The sequence below is a fragment of the Mycolicibacterium mageritense genome (genome assembly GCF_010727475.1).
Classification (GTDB): Bacteria; Actinomycetota; Actinomycetes; order Mycobacteriales; family Mycobacteriaceae; genus Mycobacterium; species Mycobacterium mageritense.
The window spans coordinates 5,046,566-5,069,681 of the sequence record NZ_AP022567.1 but is presented as its reverse complement, the minus strand read 5'-3'; the positions used below and the strand labels follow the sequence as shown (position 1 = coordinate 5,069,681).

The 23,116-nt window shown below is 65.6% G+C and carries 25 protein-coding genes and 1 pseudogene; 14 read left to right on the top strand and 12 right to left on the bottom strand.

The window, feature by feature from the left end; translation table 11 throughout:
- Positions 1-3: 3 nt before the first annotated feature.
- The 4 genes from G6N67_RS24475 to G6N67_RS24460 all read right to left on the bottom strand — a co-directional run bounded on the left by G6N67_RS24475 (position 4) and on the right by G6N67_RS24460 (position 3,993).
- Positions 4-1,737, bottom strand: coding sequence for an amidase (locus G6N67_RS24475; RefSeq protein ID WP_036428204.1), 1,734 nt, complete (start codon positions 1,735-1,737; stop codon positions 4-6).
- Between the two features lie 56 nt (positions 1,738-1,793).
- The gene (locus G6N67_RS24470) at positions 1,794-2,729 is read right to left on the bottom strand and encodes a DMT family transporter (RefSeq protein ID WP_051578409.1); all 936 of its coding nucleotides are present in this window, start codon (positions 2,727-2,729) and stop codon (positions 1,794-1,796) included.
- The gene (locus G6N67_RS24465) at positions 2,730-3,326 is read right to left on the bottom strand and encodes a TetR/AcrR family transcriptional regulator (protein WP_036428206.1); all 597 of its coding nucleotides are present in this window, start codon (positions 3,324-3,326) and stop codon (positions 2,730-2,732) included.
- Between the two features lie 61 nt (positions 3,327-3,387).
- Positions 3,388-3,993, bottom strand: coding sequence for a TetR/AcrR family transcriptional regulator (locus tag G6N67_RS24460; protein WP_036428208.1), 606 nt, complete (start codon positions 3,991-3,993; stop codon positions 3,388-3,390).
- Between the two features lie 77 nt (positions 3,994-4,070).
- Between G6N67_RS24460 and G6N67_RS24455 the strand changes: the two genes are divergently transcribed.
- The 5 genes from G6N67_RS24455 to G6N67_RS24435 all read left to right on the top strand — a co-directional run bounded on the left by G6N67_RS24455 (position 4,071) and on the right by G6N67_RS24435 (position 7,392).
- Positions 4,071-4,823, top strand: a complete 753-nt coding sequence (locus G6N67_RS24455; protein WP_036428209.1) for an SDR family oxidoreductase — start codon at positions 4,071-4,073, stop codon at positions 4,821-4,823.
- Positions 4,823-6,004 (top strand): Cmx/CmrA family chloramphenicol efflux MFS transporter, encoded by a 1,182-nt coding sequence (locus G6N67_RS24450; protein WP_036428210.1) that lies wholly within the window; start codon positions 4,823-4,825, stop codon positions 6,002-6,004. Before G6N67_RS24455 ends, G6N67_RS24450 begins: the two co-directional genes overlap by 1 nt.
- Positions 6,005-6,427, top strand: coding sequence for a nitroreductase family deazaflavin-dependent oxidoreductase (locus tag G6N67_RS24445; protein WP_036428212.1), 423 nt, complete (start codon positions 6,005-6,007; stop codon positions 6,425-6,427).
- A 138-nt stretch (positions 6,428-6,565) separates the two neighbouring features.
- Entirely contained in the window at positions 6,566-6,862 is a 297-nt protein-coding gene (locus G6N67_RS24440) for a hypothetical protein (protein WP_036428213.1), read from the top strand.
- A gap of 41 nt (positions 6,863-6,903) precedes the next feature.
- Positions 6,904-7,392 (top strand): DUF309 domain-containing protein, encoded by a 489-nt coding sequence (locus tag G6N67_RS24435; protein WP_163642281.1) that lies wholly within the window; start codon positions 6,904-6,906, stop codon positions 7,390-7,392.
- 5 nt (positions 7,393-7,397) lie between these two features.
- On the opposite strand, the gene G6N67_RS24430 is transcribed toward G6N67_RS24435, so the two are convergent.
- Positions 7,398-7,745 (bottom strand): DUF732 domain-containing protein, encoded by a 348-nt coding sequence (locus G6N67_RS24430; RefSeq protein WP_230021399.1) that lies wholly within the window; start codon positions 7,743-7,745, stop codon positions 7,398-7,400.
- Between the two features lie 103 nt (positions 7,746-7,848).
- A pseudogene (locus tag G6N67_RS24425) lies at positions 7,849-8,283 on the bottom strand (SGNH hydrolase domain-containing protein); the annotation flags it as partial.
- On the opposite strand from G6N67_RS24425, the gene G6N67_RS39710 reads away from it, so the two are divergent.
- From G6N67_RS39710 to G6N67_RS24415, 3 genes are read left to right on the top strand one after another with little or no spacing between them, the layout of a single operon-like run.
- Positions 8,282-8,740 (top strand): alpha/beta fold hydrolase, encoded by a 459-nt coding sequence (locus G6N67_RS39710; protein WP_368859009.1) that lies wholly within the window; start codon positions 8,282-8,284, stop codon positions 8,738-8,740. The pseudogene G6N67_RS24425 and the gene G6N67_RS39710 overlap by 2 nt on opposite strands.
- Before the next feature lie 27 nt (positions 8,741-8,767).
- Positions 8,768-8,902: a hypothetical protein gene (locus tag G6N67_RS39540; protein ID WP_268951221.1), complete on the top strand. Its 135-nt coding sequence runs from the start codon at positions 8,768-8,770 to the stop codon at positions 8,900-8,902.
- 60 nt (positions 8,903-8,962) lie between these two features.
- A complete protein-coding gene (locus G6N67_RS24415; protein WP_230021402.1) occupies positions 8,963-10,372 on the top strand; it encodes an FAD-dependent oxidoreductase in 1,410 nt (469 codons plus the stop codon).
- A gap of 16 nt (positions 10,373-10,388) precedes the next feature.
- Here the strand turns inward: G6N67_RS24415 and G6N67_RS24410 are convergent, their stop codons facing one another.
- From G6N67_RS24410 to G6N67_RS24400, 3 genes are read right to left on the bottom strand one after another with little or no spacing between them, the layout of a single operon-like run.
- Positions 10,389-11,729, bottom strand: a complete 1,341-nt coding sequence (locus G6N67_RS24410) for an MFS transporter (protein ID WP_235684058.1) — start codon at positions 11,727-11,729, stop codon at positions 10,389-10,391.
- A 33-nt stretch (positions 11,730-11,762) separates the two neighbouring features.
- Complete coding sequence (locus tag G6N67_RS24405; protein ID WP_036434140.1) at positions 11,763-12,791, bottom strand: alcohol dehydrogenase; 1,029 nt, start codon at positions 12,789-12,791, stop codon at positions 11,763-11,765.
- Between the two features lie 33 nt (positions 12,792-12,824).
- On the bottom strand, positions 12,825-13,850 hold the full coding sequence (locus G6N67_RS24400) for a zinc-binding dehydrogenase (protein ID WP_036428221.1): 1,026 nt from the start codon (positions 13,848-13,850) through the stop codon (positions 12,825-12,827).
- Positions 13,851-14,026: 176 nt separating this feature from the next.
- On the opposite strand from G6N67_RS24400, the gene G6N67_RS24395 reads away from it, so the two are divergent.
- Together G6N67_RS24395 and G6N67_RS24390 are read left to right on the top strand one after the other, a co-directional pair.
- Positions 14,027-14,593 carry a TIGR03086 family metal-binding protein gene (locus G6N67_RS24395; RefSeq protein WP_036428222.1) on the top strand — a complete coding sequence of 189 codons (567 nt, stop codon included), beginning with the start codon at positions 14,027-14,029 and terminating at the stop codon, positions 14,591-14,593.
- Positions 14,594-14,648: 55 nt separating this feature from the next.
- A complete protein-coding gene (locus tag G6N67_RS24390) occupies positions 14,649-15,527 on the top strand; it encodes an alpha/beta fold hydrolase (RefSeq protein ID WP_051578411.1) in 879 nt (292 codons plus the stop codon).
- Positions 15,528-15,557: 30 nt separating this feature from the next.
- Here the strand turns inward: G6N67_RS24390 and G6N67_RS24385 are convergent, their stop codons facing one another.
- Positions 15,558-16,112, bottom strand: coding sequence for an HD domain-containing protein (locus G6N67_RS24385; protein ID WP_308289798.1), 555 nt, complete (start codon positions 16,110-16,112; stop codon positions 15,558-15,560).
- Positions 16,113-16,423: 311 nt separating this feature from the next.
- Between G6N67_RS24385 and G6N67_RS24380 the strand changes: the two genes are divergently transcribed.
- Together G6N67_RS24380 and G6N67_RS24375 are read left to right on the top strand one after the other, a co-directional pair.
- A complete protein-coding gene (locus tag G6N67_RS24380; protein WP_036428223.1) occupies positions 16,424-17,077 on the top strand; it encodes a DJ-1/PfpI family protein in 654 nt (217 codons plus the stop codon).
- A gap of 2 nt (positions 17,078-17,079) precedes the next feature.
- On the top strand, positions 17,080-17,391 hold the full coding sequence (locus G6N67_RS24375; protein WP_036428224.1) for a hypothetical protein: 312 nt from the start codon (positions 17,080-17,082) through the stop codon (positions 17,389-17,391).
- Positions 17,392-17,393: 2 nt separating this feature from the next.
- On the opposite strand, the gene G6N67_RS24370 is transcribed toward G6N67_RS24375, so the two are convergent.
- Positions 17,394-18,479, bottom strand: coding sequence for a GlxA family transcriptional regulator (locus G6N67_RS24370; RefSeq protein WP_081812383.1), 1,086 nt, complete (start codon positions 18,477-18,479; stop codon positions 17,394-17,396).
- 356 nt (positions 18,480-18,835) lie between these two features.
- On the opposite strand from G6N67_RS24370, the gene G6N67_RS24365 reads away from it, so the two are divergent.
- Complete coding sequence (locus tag G6N67_RS24365) at positions 18,836-19,729, top strand: haloalkane dehalogenase (protein ID WP_036428226.1); 894 nt, start codon at positions 18,836-18,838, stop codon at positions 19,727-19,729.
- A 52-nt stretch (positions 19,730-19,781) separates the two neighbouring features.
- On the opposite strand, the gene G6N67_RS24360 is transcribed toward G6N67_RS24365, so the two are convergent.
- Positions 19,782-22,526 (bottom strand): helix-turn-helix transcriptional regulator, encoded by a 2,745-nt coding sequence (locus G6N67_RS24360; RefSeq protein ID WP_036428228.1) that lies wholly within the window; start codon positions 22,524-22,526, stop codon positions 19,782-19,784.
- Between the two features lie 83 nt (positions 22,527-22,609).
- Here G6N67_RS24360 and G6N67_RS24355 point away from each other — a divergent pair, with 83 nt between their 5' ends.
- Positions 22,610-23,065, top strand: a complete 456-nt coding sequence (locus G6N67_RS24355) for a winged helix-turn-helix transcriptional regulator (protein WP_036428229.1) — start codon at positions 22,610-22,612, stop codon at positions 23,063-23,065.
- Positions 23,066-23,116: the final 51 nt, after the last annotated feature.

Below are 23,116 nucleotides of genomic sequence, written 5' to 3'. Positions count from 1 at the left end.
CGGTCACTGGTCCTCCTCTGCCAGGCGCGGCGTTCGCGGCGGCTCGGTGCGACGGTCGCCCGTCGCTTCGAACGCCGCGGCCAATCTCAGCAACGCGGTGTCGTCGTAGGCCCGGCCCGCGAAGGTCAAACCGACCGGCATGCCGATGTCGGCCATGGTGCCCATCGGCACCGTCACAGTCGGAATGCCCAGGTGGCGTGGCACCAGGTTGCCGTTGGCCACCCACACCCCGTTGCGCCAGCCGAGATCGGCCGAAGCCTCGTTGACGTCCATGTCAGCCGGACCGACGTCGGCGACGGTCGGGAATATCACCGCGTCGAGCCCGAGCTCGGTCATCCATTCCTCGAGGTCGACGCGGCGGGTCTCCTCCAGACCGCGCAGCCCCTCCTCGAGGTGCGGGATGGTGGTGAAGTCCTCGATCGGTTGCTTACGGATGAAGTCGGGATAGGACGTGATGTCGTCGCCGAACCCTTCGGCGCGGTCCGGCAGCGCACCCTCGGGATGGACCCAGATCAGCGCGCCCTCGACGTCGGCGAGCCGGTTGAGGTTCGGATCGTTGTTGGCGCGCAGAAAGTCGTCCCACGACCAGGCCGACAGGTCCAGGATCTCGCGGTCGAGGAATTCCTTGCTCACCAGTCCGCGGGTACGAATCGTCGGTGCCCCCGGGCGGTCGCCCTCGTAGTTGGACACCACCGGGAAGTCGACGAGCACGACCTCGGCACCCGCGGCTTCCAGGTCGGCCTTCGCCGCGTTGAACAGGTCGATCACGGATGCGCGGGTCTCGATCTTCTGGCCGGTGGCGCCGCCGATGCCGGGGTGCTCACTGGTACCGGCGTCGGGGTCGGCGTTGACGTACGTCCGAGGAACACCGAACTTCTTGCCTGCCAACGTCTTACGGGCAGCATCGACTCCACCGGGCGCAAGCGCCGGATAGGACGCCGGGCGGACCTCGGACGACTTGGGAATCTCCACCCAGGGTTGCACGCGCCAGAAGTCGCCCCGGCTGTCCGGATCGTCGGCCACGATGACGTCGAGCACCTCGAACATGTCGGCCATGGTCCTGGTGTGGGGCACCACCACGTCCATGGTGGGCACCAGGGGCCAGTTGCCGCGCACCGATATCACGCCGCGCGACGGGGTGTAGGCGCACAGCGCGTTGTTGGTCGCCGGCGCCCGGCCACTCGACCAGGTCTCCTCGCCGAGCCCGAACGCCGCGAAGCTCGCCGCGGTCGCCGTGCCCGAGCCGTTCGACGAACCCGAACCAAACGCGGACGTCAGGTAGTCGGCGTTGTAGGGGCTCTCGGCGCGCCCGTAGAGGCCGCGCTGCATGCCGCCGTTGGCCATGGGCGGCATGTTCGTCAAGCCGATCAGGATCGCGCCTCCGGCCCGCAGCCGCTCGATCGTGAAGGCGTCGCGCTGCGCCACCAGGTGCTCGAACGCGTGCGCACCCGCAGCAGCGGTGAGGCCTTTGGCCAGGTAGCTGTCCTTGGCCGTGTAAGGGATGCCGTCGAGCGGACCGAGGGTCTCACCTCTGGCGCGGCGCTCGTCCGAGGCGCGCGCCTCCGCACGGGCGTCGGGGTTCATCACCACCAGGGCGTTCAGCCGAGGGCCGCCGCTGTCGTAGGCGGCGATGCGCGCGAGGTAGGCGTCGACCAGTTCCTCGCTGGTCACCGATCCGTCCTCCAACGCACGCCGCAGCTGCGCAATGCCTGCCTCGACAACATCAAAACGAGTCACCGGGACAACCGTCCTTCCAGGGCCGATCCGTCTGGCGTACTGAGTGCCAGGTGGGCCTAGACGATAGTGCTTGGCACCTCAGTTCGAGGCGGTTCTCCGGCCTTCGTCGCAACGGACTGCGCGGCGGCGTGGGCTGTGAGCACCAGGCTCACGAAGATGAGACCGACGCCGCCCCATCCCGACGGGGCAAGCTGCTCCCCCACCACGACGACCGCGCAGAACGCTGCCACCGCCGACTCGAGGAGGGTCAGGGTGGTGACCGTGCTCACGGGCAACGTGGCCAGCCCCCGGCCGAACAGCACGTAGCCGAGGAACATCGGCACTATCGCGAGATATGCCACCGCCGTGAGATTCTGGGCGCTTGCCACGATGGGCGCGCCAGTGGCGACCAGCACCGGAAGCAGCAGCACGCCCCCGATGCCGAAGACCGTGCCCATCACTGCCCGCGACGGTATGGTGCCCATCATCCGGCCTGCGCCCCACGAGTACAGCGCGTAGGTGGCAGCCGCGGCGACGCCGAGCGCGATGCCCGCCAGCGGATGCGTCGCGCTTGTCCCGGCGTGGGCTGACCTCGCGACCGTGAGCAGCACTAGCCCGGCCACGCCAAGGCCCGCGCCGAGAACCCATCGTCGGGACAGCCTCCGCTTGTCCGCGATGCGTTCGATGAGTGCCGAGATGGCGGGTGCGGAGCCGATGGTGACGACCGTGCCGACCGCGACGCCGGCCAGTCTCATCGACGTGTAGAACGCGAGCGGGTAGACGGCCGTGGCCACCGCCGACAGTCCGATGAGCCGCCAATTGCCCAGCAGCGCAACACGGTGCGCGCGGATGATATGCGTCGCGGCCAACGCCTGCAGGAGTCCGCCTATGCCCATCGCCGCCGCGCCGACGGCAAGCGGACCGACGCCGGGCGCGAACGTCGCGGCCGTACCGGTGGTGCCCCACAGCACCGCGGCGGCGATCACCGCCAGGCTGCCGTTGCCCGCGGCCACTCAGGCCTCCAGCGCGAGCGCGCTGTCGATCGCGTTGAGCGCCATGGACCGCGCATGGCCGAGCAGCCGGGCATCACCCTCCAGGCCCGCCCTGACCATCGCGCCTTCCAGCAGGAAGGAGAGTTGCTCGGCAAGGGATGTTGCCGCCGTCGCGGAAAGCAGCTCCCGCAGGTGGGTTTCGAGTAGTGCCTCGACGTGTTCCTTGTGCCGACGCACGACCTGTCGACCCACCGCGTCTGCCGGCAGCTCGGCCGCGGCGTTGAGCATGCCGCACCCGCGGAACCCGTGCCGGTAGGCCAGTTCCGCATGGTCGGCGTACGAATCGAAGATCGCCGCGATCTTGTCGCGGGCATCGGCCGCGTCGGCCAGCCGGCGGTCGTAGAGGCCCAGCCACTCCTCGTGCCGGGCATCGAGATAGGCCAGAACCAACTCGTCTTTCGACGAGAAGTTGTTGTAGAGGCTCATTTTCGCGACACCGGCCGCTGCGGTGATGGTGTCGATCCCCGTGGCGTTGACGCCGCGCGCGTAGAAGCATTCCGCCGCGGCGGCGAGCAGCCGACTGCGTGCCGACCCGGGCCGCGCTTTTGATTGGGGCATCGCCCACCTCCCAACTAGGTAGACCAGTCTACCCAGTCAGGCGTCGCGAGGTCCACCGGGGTCACCCGGTCGCGGTGACCCCCGGCCAGGCCTGCATCGCGATGTTCGCCACCTGCTGGAGCGTGGCCCGCGGGATGCCGTCACACGCCGCCTGCGCGATGCCGCTCAGCGTGGTCATGGTGTAGTGCGCCAGCGCTCGCGCGTCAGTGTCGGCAGGCAGGTCGCCCGCCGCGATATCGGTGTTGATCTTGGCGGCGACCAGGTCGATCTTGTGGCGACGGATGCGACGGAGTTCGTTACGCACCGCGGTGTCCGACGTCCCGTCGTCGCCGCTGACCACCAGGCAGCCCTGCGGTAATCCACGGCGGGTGTACCGCGAGGGCGCCTCGGTGAAGATCCGAGCGACCGCCGCTCGCGCAGTCGTCTCCTCGCTGAGCGCGGCTTCGATGAATCCACCGTATCGAGTGTCGTAGACCTGCACCGCCTCGGCGAAGAGCTGACGCTTGTCCCCGAACGCCGCATAGATGCTGGGCACGCCGATGCCGAGCGCGCCGCTGAGGTCTCGCGTCGAAGTGGATTCGTACCCGCGCTCCCAGAACAGCCGAATGGCCTTGTCCAGGGCCGCGTCCCGATCGAAGGAGCGGGGCCGTCCGCGTACCGAGGTCACGACACCATTCTATAGCGACCGATAAAGAATATGCTAGCGTCGATATTTGTATCGACCGCTAGAGAAAGGATGTGGGCATGACTGCGCTGGCAGGCAAGACAGCACTGGTGACCGGAGGCAGCCGCGGAATCGGGCGGGCGATCGCTCTACGGTTGGCGAACGACGGTGCGCGCGTCGCCGTGCACTACGCCGACAACGCCGAGGCTGCAGGGAAAACCGTGCAACAGATCCTCGACGCCGGTGGAGACGCATTCGCGCTGCAGGCGAAGCTCGGCATCCCCGGTGATGCCGCAAGCCTCTGGGCGGCGTTCGACGCACAGGCCGACGGCCTGGACATCCTGGTCAACAACGCCGGAATCCTCGGTGGCCGTATCGAGTTCGGCGACCTCGGCGAAGCCGCCTACGACGAGGTCTTCGCCGTGAACACCCGGGCACCGTTCTTCGTCACCCAGCACGGCCTGCCCAGGCTCCGCGACCGCGGCCGGATCGTGAACATCTCGACGCGGTTCACCCACGGATCGCGCATACCCGAACTGATGACCTACGCGATGTCGAAGGCCGCTCTCGACTCGTTCACCGCCACGCTGGCCAAACACGTTGCGGCGCGCGGTATCACCGTCAACGCGGTCGGACCGGGAAGCACCGACACCGACATGAATGCGGCCCGCCTGGCGACCGAACAGGGACGCGCCGCCGTCGCCGCCCAGTCCCCGCTAAATCGCGTCGCACAACCCGAGGACATCGCCGACATCGTCGCATTTCTCGCGTCCGACGACGCGCGGTGGATCACCGGCCAGTGGATCGACGCAAGCGGAGGATCGATGCTCTGATGCCCGTCGCAATCTGGGCCATCGGCGCCGCGATCTTCGCGCAAGGGACAAGCGAACTCATGCTCGCCGGTCTCCTGCCGGAACTGTCGTCCGACCTTTTGGTGACCATTCCTCAAGCCGGCCTGCTGGTTTCGGTGTTCGCGCTCGGCATGCTCGTCGGCGCTCCGGCACTCGCGGTCGTCACGTTGCGCTGGCCGCGCCGCAGCGCACTGATCGCCTTCCTCGCGATCTTCGTACTGGCGCACGCCGCCGGCGCCCTGACGAGTTCCTATGTGATCTTGATGATCGCGCGCTTCATCGCGGCGTTCGTGTACGCCGGCTTCTGGGCCGTCGGCACCGGCACCGCCATGTCTCTCGTCGCGCCGGACCGGCGGGGGCGCGCGATGAGCATCGTCGCCGGCGGGCTGACCGTCGCCACCGTGATCGGCTTGCCTGCGGGCACGTGGATCGGCCAGCACCTGGGTTGGCGCGGCGCGTTCTGGGCGGTGGCGGTGTTGTGCACGGTCGCCATGGGCATCGTGCTGGTCGCCGTACCCGCGACCCGGTCGACGACCGCACCCCGGATCACCGACGAGCTGCGCGAACTTGCCGTGCCACGGTTGTGGCTGTCGTACGCGATGACCGCCGTCGGCACCGCCGCACTGCTCGGGCCGTTCACCTATCTCAGCGCGATGCTGATCACCACCACCGGACTACCGGCGGCGTGGGTGCCTGCCGTACTCCTCGGCTACGGCCTCGGAGCGCTGGCCGGCATGGCCGTGGGCGGGTATGCGGCAGACCGGTGGCCGCGCGGTGTGTTGGCGGTCGGATTCGCGGCCTTGCTGGTCATCCTGATGTTGCTCGCCGTCAGCACTGGCTCCGTCGGTGCGGTCGCGACGCTGGCAGTGCTGCTCGGCCTCGCCGGATTCGGCACCAACCCCGCGCTCAACTCACGGGTGTTCGCCATCGCGCCGGCCGCCCCGACGCTCACCGCAGCTGGGACCATCTCGGCGTTCAACGTGGGCATCAGCGTCGGCCCGTGGTTGGCCGGCATCGCCCTGACGGCTGGTCTGGGCTATCCCGCGGTGCCCTGGGTCGGGGCCGGCCTGGCGGTGGCCGCGCTGCTCCTGTTCGCCGCGGACACCGCATCGGCACGATCCGCGGCACGGAATAGTCCCAGGTGTCCGGCTGTTGCGGGGTGAGTGACCGAACACGCTGAATTGAGCCCGACGGACTGGGTACGCGCGCAGACCGAGAAGATCCTGGAACAAGGCACCACCGAGGGTGTCGAGGTGCTGGACCGGCCGATTGTCCTGTTCACCACCACCGGCGCGAAGTCCGGTAAGAAGCGGCTGGTGCCGCTCATGCGTGTCGAAGAAAACGGCCGCTACGCCATGGTCGCGTCGAAGGGCGGCGACCCGGCGCATCCGTCGTGGTACTTCAACGTCAAGGCCAACCCCGCGGTGACGGTGCAAGACGGCGACAAGGTCGTCAACCTGACCGCCCGGGAGCTCGACGGCGCCGAGCGTCAGCACTGGTGGGATCTGGCCGTCGAGGCGTACCCGCCCTACGCCGAGTACCAGACCAAGACCACCCGGCTGATCCCGGTCTTCGTGGTGGAGTGAGCATCCGGAAAGGCCGCCGACAGAATGTTGCCGGCGGCCTTTCGGCGCCCGGGCGACGCTCGCGTTGCCCCCTCCCACGGCATGCAATACTTGCGGGATGCAAGATGCGTTTCTTGCCCCTGTGGAGCCGGCCCGCTGATGGCACCGGCACCCGAACCGCGTATCGAGGCATTGGGAGATCACGAGTACCTGGTGCACATCAGCATGGACGACGACATCGTGACGGTGCGGGTCCGAGCCACCCCGCAAGTCGTCGCAGACATCGCGGGCGACGGGGCTGACGACACCGCCGTCGTGCTCGCCACCATCGCATACTTGACCGCCCGCCAACGCGCCGACGACCTTCCCCAGGAACTCGATCTCGACGATGTCATCGCCGCGTACGACGATTACGTCGACAAGCTCCGTGACACGCTGCGCAATCGACCCGACTGACCGTCTCGACAGCACGCGATCTCGGCGAGAGGCTGGTTGGCGTGGGCAACGACGCTGAACGCGACCGTGACGAAGCGGGGCGACCGCGCAGCGCGCGGCCCCGCGACGCGCTGGGGCGACCATTGCCCGCGGGCAGCCAGGGCGTACCCCGGATTCCCGACGATCTACAGCTGTCGCCCGCCGACACCGTCGGCTATGCGCAGGATCTGCTCGACCACGGGTTGGCGTTCAACGCGCACGAGGTGCTCGAAGCCGCATGGAAGAACGGCCCCGACACCGAGCGCGAGCTCTGGCAGGGCATGGCTCAGCTCGCCGTGGGTATCACGCACGTCCAGCGAGGCAACCGTAAAGGCGCGGCGGCGCTGCTCCGGCGCGGGCTCGACCGCCTGGAACGGGTCAAAACGCCTGCGCCGCATGGCATCGACGTGACAGGCCTGAGCCGCTACGCCGCCGCCCTGATCGACGACCTCGCGACGTCGGCCGACATCCCGCCGACGCGACTGCGTCCCCGACTCACGAACCGCGCGTAGCGACTTCAGCCCGGAGCCTGTGTGCACATGGTGCCGCGTGCGGCCTGCACGACAACACGCGCCTGATCGGGTGTCGCACCGTACTGGGCTGCCGTGGCATCGACCGCTTGCTGCGCGGACTGCCCCGAGTACAGCAGACGACACGCCTGCAGGCCGGCCGTCACCAGTTGGTCATCGTCGCCCGGGAAGTTGCCGCGGACCGTGTTGAGGTAGGCAACCTGATCTGGAGTGAACGGGTACGGCCATGCCCCGGCCGGAGCCGCGGTGACGCCGAGTGCTGCCGCGACGGTGAGCACGACGACGAGTGCGCCCACGCTACGCCGGGCCCTCAATACGGTCATTCCCTTGGACACGACCGCCCCCTATCTCGATGTCCGCAACCGGGTGGCGAACGTGTATTCACCTTAATGCCCCGCGCACACAGGCAGGCGCAGCATTTTCAGCAAAGCCCCGTCGCTACCACCAGCGCGTGGCGCCGCGCAGTTGCCGACCGAGCTCGCGGGTCAGCGTCCGGACATAGGTGGCCGACAGATGGTGAGCGTCGTGATAGACCAGCACATTGCCCTCGACCGCACGGCACATGTCCGGCCCGCACACAGCGTCGCTGAGGTCGAGCGCAGTCATCAACGGGTAGTCGGCCAGATGGTCGAGGGTGGGATTGCGTTCGGCGAGCGCCTCGTAGCGCGGCAGCCCGCAGCCGTCGGCGTCCCCACCCGCGGCCAGGCAGTCGACAGGTGAGAAGAACCAGCCCTGTTTGAGCATCCACGGGGTGTCACGCATACCGAGCATCCGAATGCCGTTGGCAGACAGTTCATCCCAGATGCCCAGATAATAATCCGGAACGTAGTCGCCGGGCCCGGTCAGGATCGGGCGGGTGCTCGTGAAGAACATGAGTGCGCTGGCGAGCGGGCTGGTCGACTTCGTCGACACCCTGGGCTTGACCGAGATCGACTTGTTGGGATGGTCGCTCGGCGGAATAGTGGTGCAGGCGGTGACGCTGCAACGCCCCGATCTGGTGCGCCGCCTGGTTGTCGCGGGCAGTTCTCCCGGTGGCGGCGTTCCCGGTATGCCGCAGGCCGATCCGAAGATCTGGCAAGGTGGCGACCAAACCGGTCAACGACGACGACGATTTCCTTTATCTCTTCTTCCCCGACACCGAGCACGCACACGAACTGGGCATGCAGTCGCTGCGCCGATTGGACCCTCGCACACGATCCGACGACCACGTGCCGGTCTCCTTGGAGACGATGCAGGCACAGTTGGCCGTCATCGGATCAACGGGCTCGAGCGTGTGGGATCGTCTGGGCGAGGTGACGATTCCGGTACTGGTTGCCAACGGCGCCCATGATCGCATGATCGCATGATCGCATGATCGATGCCTACGCCACTTACGCGATGGCGGGGGCGCCTGCCCAACGCCAAGGCGATCCTGTACAGCGACGCCGGCCACGGCTTCCTCTTTCAGCACATCGAAGATTTCGCCGCCGGGGTCGTCACCTTCCTGGCGTAGTGACGGAATAGGTCGCACGACGGATACCGGCCGCCGCGCCGGCCGGGCAATGTTGCCGCCATGAAACCGAGTTCAGCGCAAGAACACATGGCCGTCGACCTACTGGTCATTGGCTTCGGTAAGGGTGGCAAGACCCTGGCCGCCGAGATGGGTCGGCGCGGACAGCGAGTCGTCCTGGTCGAGGAATCAGCCGCGATGTATGGCGGTACGTGCATCAACACCGGGTGCGTTCCCACGAAGTCGATGGTTCACTGGAGCGAGCAGCAGGTAGCCGCGGCCTCTGGCGCGTCGGCCTACGCCGGCGCCGTGGCCTCGACCGAGCGGTTGACCGCTGGTCTGCGCGCCGTCAACCTCGCCTCCCTTGCGTCCATCCCCTCGGTGACGGTGTTGACAGGTAAGGCCCGTTTCCTCGATCCCGAGACCGTGGAAATCCACACCGCATCCGGCACCGTCGTGGTCACCGCCAGTTACATCGTCATCGGTACCGGGTCGACGCCGAACATTCCAGATCTACCAGGGCTCAGGGAGAATCCGGTGACGGTCACCAGTGCGGAGCTCCTCCGGCTGGCGTCACGCCCGGACCAACTCGTCGTACTCGGCGGCGGTTACATCGGTCTGGAGTTCGCATCGATGTACGCCGGTTTCGGAAGCGCCGTCACGGTCGTTGAACAGCGGCCAACCGTGTTGGCGAACGAGGACGCCGACGTGGCCAACGCTGCGCGAGCGCTGTTGCTTGAGCGGGGGGTCGCCATCGTCACCGGCGCGACTGTCGTTGCGGTGCAGACCATCATGCGGCCCGACAGCCCGCCGGCGGCACGGGTGGAATATCTGACTGAGGGTCGTTCGGCCACCATCGACGCCGATGCCGTGCTCATCGCGCTCGGGCGCGCGCCCAACACCGCCGATCTGGGTCTCGATCTGGCCGGCATCGAGGTCACGGACACGGGCGCCGTCGTCGTGGACGACTATCGCCGCACGAGCCAACCGCACATCTTCGCCGTCGGCGATGTGAACGGCGGACCGCAGTTCACCTACGTCTCACTCGACGACTATCGCATCGTCCTCGATCAGCTCACGGACGCCCAAGCGCCCCGTCGAGCCTCGCACCGCGACGCGGTGCCCAACTGCCTGTTCCTCACGCCGCCGCTGGCGCGGGTCGGGCTGACCGAAACTCAAGCGCGCACAGCGGGTTACGACATTCGCGTGGCGGCGAGTCCAGTGGTCAATCTGGCAACCGTGGCACGCGCGCGGATAGTCGGCCAGACCGCCGGAATGATGAAGGTAGTCGTCGATGCCGCCACCGACCGGATCCTCGGCACGGCGCTGCTATGCCATGACGCCCACGAGATCATCAACCTCGTCGCGTTGGCGATGCGGTACGGAATCACGGCGAACGCGCTACGCGACGAGATCTACACCCACCCCTCGATGTCGGAATGCTTCAACCAACTCCTGGGGATGCTCAATTGAAGTCCTTCTGATCCGCTCAGGACGTCGCAGTCGGAGGTCGCCAGCGCCACACAATGCCCGCATGGACTGCGCCCATCGCGATGGCGATCGTTGCGGTGATCGACCAGTTGACTGCAGTGTCCCCACTGGCCAGCACGACCCCGAGTGCCGAGGTAGCCAGGATCGCGCCGAGATAGCGTGCCGCTTGAAATGTTCCCGACGCCACGCCGGCCTCGCCTGGTACTGCCGACGCGTAAAGTGCCTGCATCAGAGCTAGATTAACGATGCAGTAGGGGATTCCCAGACCGGCCGTCATCAGCAGGACCGCGGCTGGGTGGAGCGACCCGGCGCCTACCAGCAGGAGCGTGCACCCGCCGACCAGGGCGATGGCACCAGTCCGCAGTATCCGAGTCAGGCCCCTGCGGTCGATCTCGTGCGCGACGACTGCCGTGAACACTACGGTAACCGCTGCCAGCGGCAGCATCAGTAGACCGGTGATCCCCGACGAGTACTTACCTCGCTCCTGCAATGTTTGGGGAATCCCGAAGAACGCGAGGTAGAACACCAGGTTGAAGATGGTGAAGCTCGAATACACGACGATCAGCGACCGGTTTGCGGCGATCGATCGAAGATCGAAAAACGGTGTGGTGGTTCTGGTCTCGCGCCATACGAAGGCTCCGGTCAACACGACCGCGACGGGCAGCAGCCACCACTGCGGGTCGGTCGGCAGTTCGAGGATGAACACCAGTCCGGCTACCAGTGCAGCGCCGAACAACGTCACCCCGGGCACATCGGACACACGGAGTGTTTCGATCAGACCGCCGCCAGCGTGGGCGCCGTCCTTCGGTGCCCACGCAGCTACCCCGAGCGCAGAGAGGAGCGCCAAGGGGCTACTGACGACGATGATGGCCTGCCAACCGTAGAGTGTCTCCAGTACGCCGCCAACGGCTGGGCCGATGGCAGCGCCGGCTGTGTTGGCGATCTGTAGGCGGCCCAACAGATGTGACGATGACACGCCGGATGTCTCTGAGACCGAGCGGATCATCGAGACGGCACTCGGGAAGGCGGTGGCGGTGGCAAGGGCCAGAGCCGCGCGTCCGGCACACACCAGCCCGAATGTCGGTGCGTACGCGGTGGCCCCACACACCACGGCGGCAGCCGCCATGCCGGTGACGAACAGCCGACGTGGACCGGATCTGTCGCCAATGCGTCCCATCAGAGGTTGGCCCGCCGCCGAGGCCAGATAGAACGCGGTCACCACCCACGTCACCTCTGCCGCACCGAGACCGAAGTCATTTCGCAACGGCACCAAAGCGACAGCGATCATCGAGGAGTTCAGTGGGCTCAACAGGGTGCCGACGCCCAAAGCGGCTACCACCCAGCGAGTTCGGTTGTCCACCTCCCTTGCCGCCTAGCCTGGACCTGGCATCGTGAGCACGACGCGAAAACGTGCCTGGTTGCGCATCATCCGGTCGTATCCGGCGGCGGCGTCGCTCAGTGGCATCGGCTCGACCCAGGGCCGGATGCCGTGCAGTGCTGCGAATTCGAGGGTGTCTTCGGTGTCGGCCGCCGCACCGGCGGGATGCCCGTGCACCGTGCCGGAGCTGTTGATCAGTTGCAATGGCGTGACGTCGAGCGATTCGTCGAGAACGGCCAACGTCAGCAGTTCGCCGTGTGGGGCCAGTCCATCCACGGTCGCGTTGATCGCGGCACGATTGGTGGCGGTAGCCGCGACGACCCGCGCCCCTCCAAGCTTGCGCAGTTCGGCCGCCACGTCGGCGACCGTGGCATCGATGTAGTGGTGCGCGCCCAGTTCACGCGCCATCTTGGACTTTTCGCTGCCACGCGCGATCGCGACAGTCTCGAACCCCATCCGTGCGGCGAACTGCACTCCGAGATGGCCTAGACCTCCGATTCCGAGGATGGCCACCACCTCGCCGGGGTGCGCACCCGTGTGACGTAGCGAATTGAACATCGTCACGCCGGCGCATGCCAGCGGCGCGGCCTCCGTCGCCGTGAGGGCGTCGGGAATCCGTGCCAGACCCGACTGGTGCACGATGAGCATCTCGGCATACCCGCCGGGAAACGCTGCGCCGGTGATCTTGGACCGCTGGCAGTGCACGAAGTCGCCGCGCCGGCAGCGATGGCAGGTTCCGCAGTAGAAGCCGAACCATCCGATGGCGACCCGATCGCCGACCTGCCAGTCGACGACGCCGGAACCGATTGCGTCGATGTGACCCGCGACCTCATGCCCGGGGGTCACCGGGAACACCGTGCCAGGCAGATGTCCTGCGGCGATCTGCGAGTCCGAGTGGCACACCCCGCAGGCCTCCACCCGCACCCGGACTTCACCGGCGCCCGGCTCCAACACGGGCCGGTCGACCAGACGGATGGGACTGCCGGGCTCGACGACCTCGACGGAACGATAAGTGGCAGACATCATTTCAGTACCTTTCAGTTCGTTTCGCACAATTCAGCTGGTCTTCGTGAAGTCGAGAACGACGCGGAAGCGCGCACGGCCCGACATCATGCGTTCGTACGCCCGTGGTGCCTCGGCGAACGGGAGCGGCTCGATCATCGGAGCGATCTGATGAGTGAGCGCGAACGCGAGATTGTCCTCGTTGTCGATCGCTGACCCGGTCAGGCTCCCTGAGATGCTGCGCCCGCCGAAGATGAGGTCTGACGTCTGAACTGGTATCGCCTCGGGTGAGGCGCCTACGACGACCAAGCGGCCGCGTGGCCGCAAACCGGGAATCAGAGCGGCCATCGACGGGCCGCTGGCTGCAGTTGCGACGATGGCGGTGGCTCCACCCAGTGCAGTCAGCGCCTCGGCCGTGTCTTCGACCGAACTGTCCACGATGTGATCGGCTCCCAGATCCCTTGCCAGCGAGGATTTCTCCTTACCCCGTGCCACCGCGACGACGCGGTAACCCATCCTCTTGGCGTATTGAATCCCGAGATGGCCCAGACCACCGATGCCCTGGACGGCCACCAGGCTGTTCGGCGGCGCCTGCCCGGCACGCAACGCATTGAACACGGTCACCCCGGCACACAACAGTGGAGCGGCGGTCAACGCATCAAATCCCTCGGGGATGCGCACCAACCCACTCGGCCGGGCGTACACCGTCTCGGCGTATCCACCGTCGACCGTGGTACCGGGCTGTGGTTGATCGGTGCAGTTCACGAAATCGCCGTAGCGGCAATAATCGCACTGTCCGCACGGGCCGCCGAGGAACCCCAGACCGACACGATCACCGATGCGCCAACGGTCGTCGACCCCCTGCGCGACCGCGTCGATGATGCCGATTACCTCGTGTCCCGGCACGATCGGCTGCGTTGGATCTGCACGCTGTCCCTCGACTGCCAGCACGTCGCTGTGGCAGACGCCGCATGCCAACGTACGGAGGCGCAACTGCCCTTCGGGCGGGTCACGCAACTCGCGCTCCACCATGGCGAAGTTCCGTCGGCCGGTGACCTGATATGCCCGATACGACTTCATGCCATCACGACACCAGATCCGTGCATGGCGCGGTATTGGCAGCCTGACCGTCATTCGGCGCAGTGGGGTGTCGCCGGAGCCAAGAGCGATCGTCGCAGGTTGAGGACCATGCGGCTTCGCTCATCTCAGTCACGTGACCTATGCCGCGTCAGCGGTGGCCACGCGAGAATCCAGGCATGAATGAACTACACAGCGCCGAAGCGGCTTTGCGCGCCCTCCGCCCGGTGCTGCGCGGCATCACCGGTGACGACCTGTACCGGCCGACGCCGTGCCCGGGATTCCACCTCTCCGCCTTGGCGGATCACCTCGTCGGAACCATCACCTTGGTGGGTGATGCCGCTGGCGCTGAGGACACCACGTCCGACGATCAATCGATCGAAGCACGGGTGACGGCCGCGACCAACACGGTGATCGACGCGTGGCGGCGCCGCGGCACCGATGGCGAAGCAGTCTTCGCGGGGCGGGTCATGCCCGCCCGCCTGGCCTTGGGTGTGTTGTCGCTCGAACTCGTCGTGCACGGTTGGGACTTCGCTCAGGCCTTGACACGGCCCCTTCCCATCGCGGCGGCACATGCCGACTTCGTCCTCGACCTGGCGCGCCACATCATCACCCCCGACAGTCGCCGCACCGCAGGATTCGACGAACCAGTGCCCGTCACGACCGATGCAGCTGCCCTGGACAGGCTCGTCGCGCACACGGGGCGGTACCCGCATACCAGCCACAGTCACCCGACCGATTCCTGACGATGCTTCGCGATGAAACGCTCACGGCGTTACGGCCCCTTCGAAAGGCTTGTTCATGACTGATATCACCGCCACTCCCGAAATCGACACCACGTCAGCGGCATTCGCTGCCAATCTCGCAATCGACGTCGCCGGCAGTTCATTGCTGTACCGCCGATTCGGGCCGGCGTCGACCTCGGTGCCGCCGCTGATCCTGTTGCAGCACTTCCGCGGCAATCTCGACTACTGGGATCCGATGCTGCTCGACACCCTGGCCGCCGACCGCGAGGTCATCACCGTGGATCTCGCCGGCGTCGGCGGCTCCGGCGGTCGCACGCCGGACAACGTCACCGACATGGCTCGCAACGCGCTAGGGTTCATCGACGCACTTGCGCTCACCGCAGTCGACCTCCTCGGATTCTCTCTCGGTGGCCACATCGCGCAGGAGATCGCTCTGGTCAGACCCCGCCTCCCCCGTCGACTCGTACTCGCGGGCACTGCTCCCCAGGGTGCGCCGGACCTGCATCGCTGGAGCGATGACGTCTACCGCTGGGCCACGGGTGACGTCACCTCGCCGGAGGATTTCATCTCACTGTTCTTCTCCGGCACCGACGCGGGCACACGTCGCGCGTGGGAATACCTGACGCGCACCCACGCCCGCCAGCAAGACCGCGACGCGGAGTCCTCGCTGGCCTGCCGGGACGCCCAATTCCAGGCGTTGATGACCTGGGGAATACCGGAATCCTCGAAGCTGGAACGACTTTCGGCGATCACTCAGCCGACCCTGGTGGCCAACGGCGACAACGACACCATGATGTACACCAAGAACTCTTACCTGCTGGCCGAACACATCAGAGGTGCCCACCTGCGCATCTACGCCGACTCGGGGCACGGTTTCCTCGACCAGTACCCCGTCGAGTTCGGCGAGCACGTCCGGCAGTTCCTCGGCCGCTGAGGGCAACGAGCCGGGCGCGATATTCCTCGCTTACGCCAAGGGTGAATCACCCCAGCCTGAGCCGGCCACCACATCGGTGAACTTGACTGCAGGCGCGCCATTGACCAATTCATGAACATGGGCGGGGAAGGAGAAAGGGGGCGCTTTGGCCGGATTGCCCTGCGTGCCGAGGCCTATCGCCTCGGCGATCGCGTAGCCCAGATTGTGGCGCGGCCAGTCAGCATGGACCCGGTCGACGAATCCGGCAGGGAGCAGATCTTTGTGCGCACCGACGACGTCCAGATCGAGTCCGCCATGGCAGACCGCATGTTCGGTTCCGAACCGATGTCCCAAGCCCACGCTCGTGTGCAGCGCGATGGTTTGCCAAACGGTTCTCACCCGGGCTTCGGCGAGCCCGAGCTCGCGGAGGAAGCGCGCGGCCGCGTCTGCTCCTTCGACCTCAAACCGTTGGTCGCCGCTTCCGTATGCGGTGAGGCCGAGGTCGTGCATGAGAGCGGCGAGGAAGACGACTTCTTCGTCGTAGTCGACCCCGGCACGCAGTCCATGGATGGTCGCGAGTTCACGACCGAACAGATAGCTCCGCACGCAGTGATTGTGAAGGAAGTCCGGTGAGGAACTTTCGACTAATGCGTAAGCTGCAGAGCACATATCGGAGTCCGGAAGGCCCCATCGGGGGCTGGGTACCGGACGGGTCATATCGTTGCGATTCTGGTTGGCCATGCCGTCACTGTGTCCGGAAACCCGCTTGAACACCACCGGCTAGATGGTCGTCCATCGACGCGATCTGGACAGTTGTCAGTTGCGAATCGACCATAGCCATGCTGCTGGCGATATCCTGGCGCAGGGTGGCCATGCGGCCTCTGTGCCGAACATCGAAGTTGATCAATGATCGTCGCATGCATGCTCAGATTGTCTTGTTTGACGGCTTCGATCCTCTCGATGTGGTCGCGCCCTTCGAGGTGTTGGCATTCGGCGGCGAGCTTCTCGGTGGTGAATTGATCGTGGAATTGGTTTCTGCTGAAGGGCCCCGTGACGTTGTCAGTGGAACCCTCGGGCTGTCGCTGAACGCCACCAGCCGACTCGATCCCTCCAAACCAGGCTACGTCGTGGTCCCCGGCGCGGTCGGACCAATCGAGGGTGACCCCGATGAAGTGGCCACGATCCCTGTGTTGTTGGCGAGATTCGGTGACACTGCCGCCGTTCCGTTGATGCGGCAGGCGTTGGCGAACCCCGATATTGTGGTGGCAACGGTCTGCGGCGGCTCACTGGCGTTGGCGATGGCCGGCTTGATCGAGGGTCGGCACGCCAACACCCACCACCTCGGAGTCGATGCGCTCGAAGCGGCCGGGGCTATCCCGATTGCCGCGCGTGTGGTCGATGACGGAGACCTGATCTCGGCAGGCGGGGTGACGTCGGGTCTGGATCTGGCGCTGTATCTTCTGCGGCGCAGCTATGGTCCTCGAATCGCCCTGGCCGTAGAAGCGATGTTCGCTTTCGAGAGCCGCGGCACAGTGTGGGTCAACGCCGGCCGAGCGCCTCAGGCGGTGTGAGAGTGAGCGTCCTGGGTGAGTGGGATGTCAGCATCAAGACTCCCGTTGGTTCATTGCAGATCGTCTACCGGTTCTATGTCAACGACGGCGTGCTCGGCGGCGAAGCGGCCGGTCCGAATGAGACGGTGCCGTGCACGGACATTGTCGCCATCGAGGGCGCGGAAGGCCAGCGGGTGCGCTGGCGCCAGACTGTCACCAAGCCGATGAAGTTGAATTTGGAGTTTGACGTCCTGGTCGAAGGTGACCAGCTTGGCGGGCACTCTCGGGCCGGACGACTGCCACGCTCTACAGTCACCGGCACACGCCGCCGTTAGCGTCACCCCCTCGAACCGGCCGAAGCTCGCGCACTCCTGTGCGCGGTCGGCCAACGTTGGCCAATTAGACCATTGCCAAAGTCTGCCGAATCGGTTATCCGCGGCGGATCCTCGAGATCGGCTTCGTTGACGAATGCGCGCTCTGCGAACGTATTACGGTAGGTCTGCGGTGCAACCCCGCTCAGCCTGCGGAACTGCTCGCGAAAGTTGGCCGCCGAAGTGAAGCCCACATCGCGGCCGATCCGCTCAACGCCACGTGACGTGCGCTCGAGTAGTTCCTGGGCGTGACGGATGCGCACCCCAGTGACCCACTGCATGGGCGTCTGGCCGGTCTCGGCCTGGAACCGGCGATTGAGTGTGCGAACGCTCATCGCGGCGTAATCGGCGATACCGGACAAGGTCAACTCACGGTGGGCGTTCTGCTCGATCCAGGCCAGCACATCATCCAGTTGGGTTCTCTCACCGATAACTTCGGCCGGCAACTGGTTCCGGATGATGAACTGTGCCTGACCGCCGCTGCGATGAAGCGGTGCCACGGCAAGTTTGGCAGCGTTGGCGGCAGCAGCCGCTCCGTAATCGCGTTGCACCATGTACAAGCAGAGGTCCAAACCTGCCGACGCGCCCGCGGAAGTCAAGATCCGCCCTTCATCGACGTAGAGGGCGTCGGAATTGAGATCGACGGCCGGAAAGGTGACGCGGAATATGTCGGCCGCGGCCCAGTGCGTGGTGGCGTGTTTCCCGTCCAGCAGGCCTGTGGCAGCAAGCATGAACGCGCCTGTGCAGATCGACGCAATCGTCGCCCCGGCCGCGTAGGCGGCGCGTAGAGCAGTGACGACCTCGGCGGGAATGTCTGTGAGGAACGTTTCACGGCCGGGCACGATAATGGTGTCCGCGGCCGCCAGCGACTCAAGACCGTGGTCGGTAGCGATACGCAACGGCCCCGCCGACACAAGGGGCTCGATGCCGCACACTTGGACTCGATATCCGTTGGAGCCGTTGGCCAGTCGAACCCGTCCGAACACTTCGACGGGAATGCTCATGTCGAAGGCGACGACGTCCGGTACGGCCAAGACCGCAACTCTGCGCATGGGGACACGATAGCGCACTTTTGGCAAATTGCACTGCTACCGCCGTGATATTGCCAGGTTGGCTACATCATGTTCCGCCTGGCCCGACCTCACGCCCCGCACTCTTATCGATGTCGGCGGCAATATCTCGGCGATCATTGGCCCTCGGCCCGATGTTCTCCCAGCATGGACGAACATTAGTGTTTGGGTTGTGCTCGTGCAGAGAGGATCTCAATGCCGACAAACTCAAATCCATTCGCAAGCATCCGCACACGGAACTCGCAACTTGTCGAGTGCGGCTCATGACCGCCGTTGCAGAACAATCCAATTGGCAGGCAGCGATCGTCGACCCGCAGAAAGACAATGAAGGAGCATGTATGACCGGCGTTAAGCCGTACGGCCGGCTGCAGTACCGAGCGATCAATGGCAAGCAGATGGCATACATCGACGAAGGTCAAGGTGACGCCATCGTGTTCCAGCACGGCAACCCAAGCTCGTCGTACCTCTGGCGCAATGTGATGCCACACTTGGAGGGTCTGGGCCGACTGGTCGCCTGTGATCTCATCGGGATGGGCGCCTCGGACAAACTGGACAATCCGGGTTCAGACAGCTACCACTACTTCGAAAATCGTGACTATCTGTTCGGGCTCTGGGACGCTCTGAATCTGGGCGACAACATCACTCTGGTGCTCCACGACTGGGGCGGAGCACTGGGTTTTGACTGGGCCAACCAGCACCGGGACCGGGTCGCCGGCATCGCACACATGGAAACCGTTTCCGTGCCGATGAATTGGGATGATTTTCCCGACGAGGTCGCGGAGATGTTCCGCAAGTTGCGCTCACCTCAGGGTGAGGCGATGGTGCTGGACAACAACGTCTTCGTCGAGAGCGTGTTACCGTCGATCGTGATTCGCGCCCTCAGCGACGAAGAAATGAATCAATATCGTCAGCCCTTCCTCGACGCGGGTGAGGATCGGCGTCCCACACTGTCGTGGCCGCGCGATGTTCCGCTCGCCGGCGAGCCTGCGGAGGTTGTCGCTGTCGTTGAGGAGTTCGGTTCGTGGCTTGCAGGGAGCACGGTGCCCAAGCTGTTCATCCGCGCCGACCCCGGTGTGATTCAAGGCAAGCAACGAATTCTCGACATCGTGCGGAGCTGGCCCAATCAGACTGAAATTACCGTCCCCGGAACACACTTCCTCCAAGAAGACAGCCCAGATGAGATCGGCAGGGCCATCGCATCATTCGTTCGCAGTATTCGGGTGAGCGAATAAGCACTCGCCAAACTCAGGCCACCACCGTCCACCCCATCACGAAAGATCAAGGCTAAGAACCACTCGCGTGTGAGTTTCCGTCGTCGAGCACATCCCGCAGCTGGTTGCGGCTGGTGATGCCGAGCTTCGGGAAGATCTTGTAGAGATGCGCGCCCACGGTGCGGTGGGATACGTAGATTCGGTCCGCGATCTGCTGGTTGCTCAGACCCGCCGCGGCCAGCTGAGCGATCTGCAGCTCTTGTGGAGTCAACTCGGTGACCCGATCCTCTACGGTCACACCAGGGAGTTGCACTCCGGCCGCGCGCAGTTCGCCGCGGGCGCGCCGCGCGTACGGCTGCGCGCCACGGGATTCGAATACACGCAGTGCAGACGACAATTGAGCGCGAGCATCGACGATGCGGCGCTGGCGTCGCAGCCACTCTCCATAGCAGAGCTGGGTTCGGGCGTACTCAAGCGGACTCTGTTCGGCCGCATCCGCGTACTGCAGCGCAGACCCGAAGTGGTGCTCGGCGTCGGCATCATCGCTCGCCAGCAGTCCGCGACTGCGGTGCACCAGCATCGCAACGTGGTCGGATCCCAGAGTCGTTGCTTCCGCGGCGATCTCGTCGATGACTTCGCCGATCATGCCGGCATGGCGGCTGCCGACCGCGGCCTCCGTCAGATCGGCGATCGCCCAACGGCGGGCGCCGCGATCACGGGTCATCTTCGACAGGTCGACGAATGCCTGCTGGTAATCGTGCACCGTCAGGGCCAACAGGCCGCTGGCCCAGGCAAGCTCGTCCAACCACAGCAGCGGGGTGTCGGTCGGCAGGTGTTGTCGCGCCGTCGCCAGCGTTTGCTCCGCGGCCCTGACCTCCCCGCGCCAGACATGAGCTCGTGCCAGCAGGGCCGCTGCGGCACCGGTACTGATGGATAGATTGGCGTCGGTCGCGATGCGCAAGGCGCCTTGCGCACTGACCGTCGCCTCCTGCAGGTGTCCCGCGACGATCTGCGCCCGAGCGGAACCGCGGAGTGCTTCGCACTCGAGGGTAGGCGCGCCCTCGGCATGGGCGACTCCGATTGCCTCGCTCCAACAGGCTTGCGCGATGTCCAAGTCCGACACCGATTCCGCGGCAAGGCCCATCGACATCAATGCCGTGACATCGCCGGTCACCTGAGCGCGCAGACGCTCCGACTCACTACGGAAATGACGGGCGTATTTGGTGTCCTCGACAGTGGCAAGAGCGATCTCGATCGAGGGGTCTCCTCGATGCTCGAGTGAGTGCAGCGCTTCGGCCACCACATACCTGTCACGCTCGCACAGCCCGTGCATGCGACATTGCGCGGCCGCGGCTGCCAACATGCGCGTCTGATACTCTCGTTCGCCGCTGGCGCCGAGTCTGTCCGCCAGCGCCACGAGATCCGACACCCTCGGGGCCGCAACACCCGTGGTGACTCCCATGGTGAAGCGCGCGAACGCAAGCTCGAACAAGTCAATGGGGTCGGTGGCGAGCGGTTCCGCATCGCCCAGGATATCGATGGCTTCAACCGACAGCCCCGCACGGTACGCCGGCATGATCGCGCCCACCAGCCGACGAACGCGACTGTCCGACGAGGGCGACAACGCCGCGGCGCGACGCAATGCCGCTGCCGCTTCGTCATTCGCACCGCGACGCAGCGCGCTGTCGGCGGCGAGTTCCAACTCGGCAGCAATCGTCTCGTCGGGTCCATACGCCGCAGCCGAACGCTGCCATGCGGCACGCATCGGATCGGTCGAGGCGTCGGCGAGTGCGCGATGGAAGGCGGAACGTTGCGCCAGCCCGACTGCGCGATAGGCGACGGATCTAATCAGTGGATGGCGAACCCGAATCTGGCCGTCGTCGACCGTGATCAGCCCGCCGCGCTCCAACGGATCCAAGGCGTTCTCCGACAGACCCACGCGGTGGGCGGCATCAATCAGCTCCACAAGCGACGCTTCATCCCCGGCCGATATCAAGGCGAGCATCGCCCGACTGGGGTCTGGAAGCGAATCCAGTTGTTCGAGGAAGACCCGTTCGATGCGCCGCGTGGTCGGTAACGGCGCCGACGCCGCGAACGCACTCTGTTCGCCACTGTTCACCACTGCCTTGGCCAACTCCGCAATGGCCAACGGATTTCCGGCGGCTTCGGTAAGTATTCGGCGTTGAATGAGGTCGTTGGGTGCGCGCTCGCCCATCCCTGTCACCGCCTCGGCCAGTATTGCCCGCGAGGTCACCTCGTCGACAGGTCCGAGCGGAACTCGCGACAGTGAGACGAGCCGCGCCGGCTCGCCGTCCAGGCCTGGTCGCGTCGCACACAACAGCATCACGGGCGAATTCGCTAACCGACGTCCGACGAACGTCAGCACATGCAAGCTTGAGCCATCAAGCCATTGAGCGTCATCGACGATCAGCATCAGGGGTTTGTGAGCCGCCGCCTCCTCGATCAAGCCCAGCATTGCCACCCCGATCAACAAGGGGTTGGGCTGCTCGTGTTCCTCCATTCCGAATGCGGCCAGCAGCGCTCTTCTCTGATGAGTCGGCAGAGCCTCGGCGTAACCCAAAAGCGGGTGGACCAATTCGTGGACACCGGCATAACCCACCTTGGTCTGGCACTGGACGCCGGCGCACGACAGCACGGTGAATCCGTTGTCGCCTGCCCATTGCGCAACGGTGGCCAACATAGTTGTCTTCCCGATGCCGGGTTCGCCTTCGATGACGAGCGCGCGGCCCGCCTGCGTGACATGCGACGCCGCGGAAGTCAGTGAACTGAACTCGTCAGTGCGGCCGATCAACGACATCGCAGGTCCGTGCCGCGGGTCATGATTTGACCATAGCACCTCTGGGTAGGATAGTCCTATCCAGAAGATCGGGAGCTTGCCGGATGTCGAAGAAACTGAATGACGACTGCCCCATCGCCCGCGCCATGGCGGTATTGGGCGAGCGATGGTCGATGCTGATCCTGCGCGAGGCCATGCTGGGACGCACACGCTTCTCCGACTTCCGCAACGAACTCGGCATCGCTCCCGACATTCTGAGTTCTCGACTGTCGGCCCTGGTCGCAGCCGGCGTCTTCGAGGTCGTCGACTACCAGGAGCCCGGTGATCGGCGGCGGCAGCGCTATGAGTTGACCGAGGCTGGCCACGACGTCAGCACGATCCTCGTTGCGCTCGGACAGTGGGGCCGAACACACATGCCGTCTGCGACGGACAACGGTAACCGGTTCGTCGAGACCGCTACGCGCAAGCCGGTGCGAGCGGTACTGAACCGCCGCGACGGTCAGATCGTCGAGTCCGGCGAAGTCATCCTGGTGCCCAAACCGAGCCAGAGGACGCGCTGAAGATCAGTCGTCCGACCTATACCGACCGCCCGCGTGCGCTGGAACCCTGAC

Excerpts from the sequence above, each read along its gene's own strand:
- G6N67_RS24465 (WP_036428206.1), bottom strand. The coding sequence starts at position 3,326 with ATGCCCCAATCAAAAGCGCGGCCCGGGTCGGCACGCAGTCGGCTGCTC.
- G6N67_RS24455 (WP_036428209.1), top strand. The coding sequence starts at position 4,071 with ATGACTGCGCTGGCAGGCAAGACAGCACTGGTGACCGGAGGCAGCCGC.
- G6N67_RS24450 (WP_036428210.1), top strand. The coding sequence starts at position 4,823 with ATGCCCGTCGCAATCTGGGCCATCGGCGCCGCGATCTTCGCGCAAGGG.
- G6N67_RS24440 (WP_036428213.1), top strand. The coding sequence starts at position 6,566 with ATGGCACCGGCACCCGAACCGCGTATCGAGGCATTGGGAGATCACGAG.
- G6N67_RS39710 (WP_368859009.1), top strand. The coding sequence starts at position 8,282 with ATGAGTGCGCTGGCGAGCGGGCTGGTCGACTTCGTCGACACCCTGGGC.
- G6N67_RS39540 (WP_268951221.1), top strand. The coding sequence starts at position 8,768 with ATGCCTACGCCACTTACGCGATGGCGGGGGCGCCTGCCCAACGCCAAG.
- G6N67_RS24415 (WP_230021402.1), top strand. The coding sequence starts at position 8,963 with ATGAAACCGAGTTCAGCGCAAGAACACATGGCCGTCGACCTACTGGTC.
- G6N67_RS24405 (WP_036434140.1), bottom strand. The coding sequence starts at position 12,791 with ATGTCTGCCACTTATCGTTCCGTCGAGGTCGTCGAGCCCGGCAGTCCC.
- G6N67_RS24400 (WP_036428221.1), bottom strand. The coding sequence starts at position 13,850 with ATGAAGTCGTATCGGGCATATCAGGTCACCGGCCGACGGAACTTCGCC.
- G6N67_RS24395 (WP_036428222.1), top strand. The coding sequence starts at position 14,027 with ATGAATGAACTACACAGCGCCGAAGCGGCTTTGCGCGCCCTCCGCCCG.
- G6N67_RS24390 (WP_051578411.1), top strand. The coding sequence starts at position 14,649 with ATGACTGATATCACCGCCACTCCCGAAATCGACACCACGTCAGCGGCA.
- G6N67_RS24380 (WP_036428223.1), top strand. The coding sequence starts at position 16,424 with ATGCATGCTCAGATTGTCTTGTTTGACGGCTTCGATCCTCTCGATGTG.
- G6N67_RS24370 (WP_081812383.1), bottom strand. The coding sequence starts at position 18,479 with ATGCGCAGAGTTGCGGTCTTGGCCGTACCGGACGTCGTCGCCTTCGAC.
- G6N67_RS24365 (WP_036428226.1), top strand. The coding sequence starts at position 18,836 with ATGACCGGCGTTAAGCCGTACGGCCGGCTGCAGTACCGAGCGATCAAT.
- G6N67_RS24360 (WP_036428228.1), bottom strand. The coding sequence starts at position 22,526 with ATGTCGTTGATCGGCCGCACTGACGAGTTCAGTTCACTGACTTCCGCG.
- G6N67_RS24355 (WP_036428229.1), top strand. The coding sequence starts at position 22,610 with ATGTCGAAGAAACTGAATGACGACTGCCCCATCGCCCGCGCCATGGCG.